This window comes from Acinetobacter sp. V2, from assembly GCF_001188385.1.
Taxonomy (GTDB): domain Bacteria; phylum Pseudomonadota; class Gammaproteobacteria; order Pseudomonadales; family Moraxellaceae; genus Acinetobacter; species Acinetobacter oleivorans.
This window is the reverse complement of record NZ_JZFB01000004.1, coordinates 183,367-187,149: the sequence shown is the minus strand read 5'-3', so window position 1 is coordinate 187,149 and position 3,783 is coordinate 183,367. Positions and strand designations below refer to the sequence as shown.

The 3,783-nt window shown below is 39.7% G+C and carries 4 protein-coding genes; all 4 read left to right on the top strand.

Annotated features, from left to right (window positions below; all coding sequences use genetic code 11):
* The coding region (locus tag UC75_RS21770) for a topoisomerase DNA-binding C4 zinc finger domain-containing protein (protein ID WP_228137377.1) at positions 1–1,014 on the top strand (1,014 nt) is incomplete at its 5' end.
* Between the two features lie 88 nt (positions 1,015–1,102).
* A complete protein-coding gene (locus tag UC75_RS13835; RefSeq protein WP_049837927.1) occupies positions 1,103–1,861 on the top strand; it encodes a hypothetical protein in 759 nt (252 codons plus the stop codon).
* Positions 1,862–1,996: 135 nt separating this feature from the next.
* On the top strand, positions 1,997–2,569 hold the full coding sequence (locus tag UC75_RS13830; RefSeq protein ID WP_034596457.1) for an HdeD family acid-resistance protein: 573 nt from the start codon (positions 1,997–1,999) through the stop codon (positions 2,567–2,569).
* Positions 2,570–2,684: 115 nt separating this feature from the next.
* The coding region (locus UC75_RS21765; protein WP_416202219.1) for an ATP-dependent helicase at positions 2,685–3,783 on the top strand (1,099 nt) is incomplete at its 3' end.

Sequence of the window (3,783 nt, the reverse complement as noted above, 5' to 3'; positions counted from 1 at the left end):
GAGATTGTGACGGATCGTCTGGATGAAAGTTTTAATAACTTGATGAACTATGCGTTTACGGCAGACCTTGAAGGACAGCTTGATAAAGTTGCAACAGGCGAGCGTAACTGGAAAGAGTTACTCGATACTTTCTACGGCGACTTTAAGAAACGTCTTACCAATGCTCAAGGCGAGCATGGCATGCGCCGTAACCAACCAGTTGAAGTACCAGCTGTACATTGCCCTGAATGCTCACGTCCAATGCAGATTCGTACGGGTACAACAGGTGTATTCTTAGGATGTTCCGGCTATAACTTGCCGCCTAAAGAGCGTTGTAAGGGTACACTGAACTTAACACCTGTTGAGTCTTTAGCTGCGTTATCTGATGATGATGGTGCTGAAACTGCTGACTTGATGTCAAAGCATCGCTGTGCAAAATGTGGCACTGCCATGGACAGCTATGTGATTGATGGTGGTCGTAAATTACACGTATGTGGTAATAACCCTGACTGCGATGGTTTTGAGCTTGAAGAAGGTGAGTTCAAGATTAAGGGGTATGATGGGCCAACGATCCCATGTGATAAATGTGATGGTGAAATGCAGCTTAAGACTGGTCGTTTTGGCCCGTATTTCGCTTGTACAAGCTGTGACAATACCCGTAAAGTCTTGAAAAGTGGTCAACCTGCACCTCCACGTGTAGAGCCAATCAAGATGGAACATTTACGTTCAGCGAAACATGATGACTTCTTTGTGTTGCGTGACGGTGCAGCTGGCTTATTCTTGGCAGCGAGTAAATTCCCGAAAATTCGTGAAACCCGTGCGCCAAAAGTTGCAGAGTTACGTAGTGTGGCAGCTCAGCTTGATCCAAAATATCAATTTATTTTACAAGCGCCAGATGTAGACCCTGAAGGTAATCCAACAATTGTGAAATTCAGTCGTAAGAATCAATCACAATATGTCGGTTCAGAAACCCCAGAAGGTAAACAAACTAAATGGAGCCTAGTTTACCAAGATGGTAAATGGGTTGAGGGCTAATCAAGTCCACCATAAAAAATGCTAGCTCAGCTAGCATTTTTTATGTCTAAAACAATAAAAGAAAATTTTAATTTTATGGGGAATAAGAATGTGGAAAAACATTCGGGTCTTATGTTTATTAATTATTTTATTGATTGTTGCTGTTCAAGCATGGCGAGATCAAAATCAAGATTGGAATCGACCAGTTGTAGTCGTTTTACATCCAGTTAATGCAGATGGTTTAGAGACAACACAGAGCTATATTCATCAGTTGAAAAATGAAGATTTTTGGGCAATTAACAGCTATTTAAGTGAGTGGTCACAGCATTATCGTGGACAATCAGGAAACTTTACAATTCGCTTAGGACAACAGTTGCAGCAACGACCGCCCGAGGTTCCTCAAAATGCTAATATTTTGCATGTTATGTGGTGGAGCTTAAAATTTCGTTTCTATGCATGGCGACAAAAACAAGCTGAAGACGGTGGAGCATCACTCAAACTTTATTTAAATTATTATGATCCCAACTATCAGAAAATTTTGATCCATTCGACTGCTTTAGAAAAAGGTCGTATTGGTAGTGTGAATTTATTTGCGACTAAAACACAAGCTTCACAAAATAAAGTTGTGATTGTTCATGAGCTATTACATGGCTTTGGGGCACAAGACAAATATGATTTAAAAACAGGACAACCTATTTACCCTTTAGGTTATGCCCAACCTGAAAAAGTGCCTCTATATCCACAAACTGATGCCGAAATCATGGGTGGTCGAACGCCTTTGTCTGAGCAGAGCAGTAAAATGCCGAATGGCTTACATGAAACAATAATAGGTTTACCTACAGCTCAAGAAATTGGCTGGGTGAAATAAAACTGTGGATAAATACTGCTTTATCCACATCAATTGTTAAGAAACGATGCAGATTTTATACAGACAAAAAATGTGAAGTGCATCACTATTATTAGGTAGATGAAATTCTAATACCTGATAATAAGAGTAGCCATGATGAAAACTGTAGGTAATGATTTAGTACGTAATCAGTTACATGCTGACCGTAAATGGTATTTGATATTGGGCTTTGTGCTTATTGGTTTTGGCCTGATTTTATTTAGTTCATTACCATTTGCGACCTTTTCTGTTGTTTTTTTATTTGGAATACTCATGATGGTCGGCGGTGTTTTGCATCTTGTCGCGGCTATGAGTGTTTTTAAAGGCGCAAGCCGATGGTTGTGGGCACTGTTTGGTGTACTGTATTTAATGGCTGGTTATTATGCGTTTTCTACTCCAGTCACTACAGCAGTAGTTCTGACAAGCCTATTATCTATAGCGCTGATCATTGCTGGTGCTATACGTACTATAAATGCAATTTTACTTAAGCCAATTACTGGATGGGGCTGGACCCTGTTTTCAGGATTATTGACGCTCGCTACAGGTATTTTAATTTTAGTTTCTAAAGATTCACCTTTTTGGGTATTAGGAATGTTCCTTGCTATTGATATTTTATTTCAGGGAATTAACTTTCTAGGTTTGGCTTCTGCTATTAAACATCTTCCTTCTAGTTCAAAAACAGTATCTTAAAAAATAATATTCAACCAAAGAGCACTTTAAGTGCTCTTTTTGTTTTTAGGATGGGCAGACCCATCTGTTGCCTGGGTCTGTTAAACTATGTTTTGGTGTTTTAGCGATATGTGTTATGAGTCTTGCAAAATTAATTAATGAACTAAATGCTCAGCAAAAAAAAGCAGCTACTACGTCTGCGCAAAACTGTTTAGTTTTGGCGGGCGCTGGTTGTGGCAAGACTAAAACCATTGTTGCTCGTGCAGCCTATTTAATTGATCAAGGTTTGCCAGCGAACCAAATCCAGATTTTAACGTTTACTCGTCGTGCTGCGAGTGAAATTGTTGCGAGAGTAGAACAACATGTGGGAGCACAGGCAAAGGGTCTGCGAGCTTCAACTTTTCATACGTTTTGTATGTATTTGCTACGCCGTAACCCACAAGCTTTTGGGTTAAATCAATTTAGTATTATTGATCGTGATGATCAGTTGCTTATGTTTCGCTTATTAAGAGGCAAAGATAAAGATAACGTCTTGCCCAAAGCCGCAGAGCTGTGTGATTTATATTCTTATGCGAGAAATACTCAAACAAAGCTTTCTGAGGCATTAATTAAACAGCTTCCAGATGCATATGAGCATAAGACTCAAATTGCAGATTTAATGAAAACCTATGAGCAGCGTAAAAGAGAGCGTAATTTTTTAGATTACGATGATATCTTGTCAATTGTGGCTGTCCATTTACAAAATTCAGAAGCATTAACGAATTGGGTAGCAGGTTTTTGTCAGGCATTGTTGGTTGATGAAATGCAAGATACCAATCCTTTGCAATGGGCTTTATTGCAACCATTGATTGGCAAAGTGAAGCTGTTTTGTGTTGGCGATGATGCCCAGTCGATTTATGGTTTTCGTGGTGCAGATTTTGAAAATATCCATTCTTTTAAAGAGCGGATACCTGACGCAGTTATTCATACGCTGGATTTAAATTATCGTTCGACTCAAGAAATCTTAGATTTATCAAACTGGTTGTTGGCGCATAGCCCAATTGATTATCAAAAACAGCTACAAGCACATCGTGGGCAAGGGCAAAAGCCTCAGCTGCATCTATTTGGTAATGAGTATGAAGAAGCAAACTGGATTGCACAGGACTTAATAACGCGACATCAGCAAGGTGCAAGCTGGTACGACCATATGGTTTTGGTCCGTTCTGGCTATAGTGCACGATATCTGGAAGGGGCTT

What these genes read in the sequence shown, in the direction of transcription:
- UC75_RS13835 (WP_049837927.1), top strand. Translation starts at nt 1,103, where the DNA reads ATGTGGAAAAACATTCGGGTCTTATGTTTATTAATTATTTTATTGATT.
- UC75_RS13830 (WP_034596457.1), top strand. Translation starts at nt 1,997, where the DNA reads ATGAAAACTGTAGGTAATGATTTAGTACGTAATCAGTTACATGCTGAC.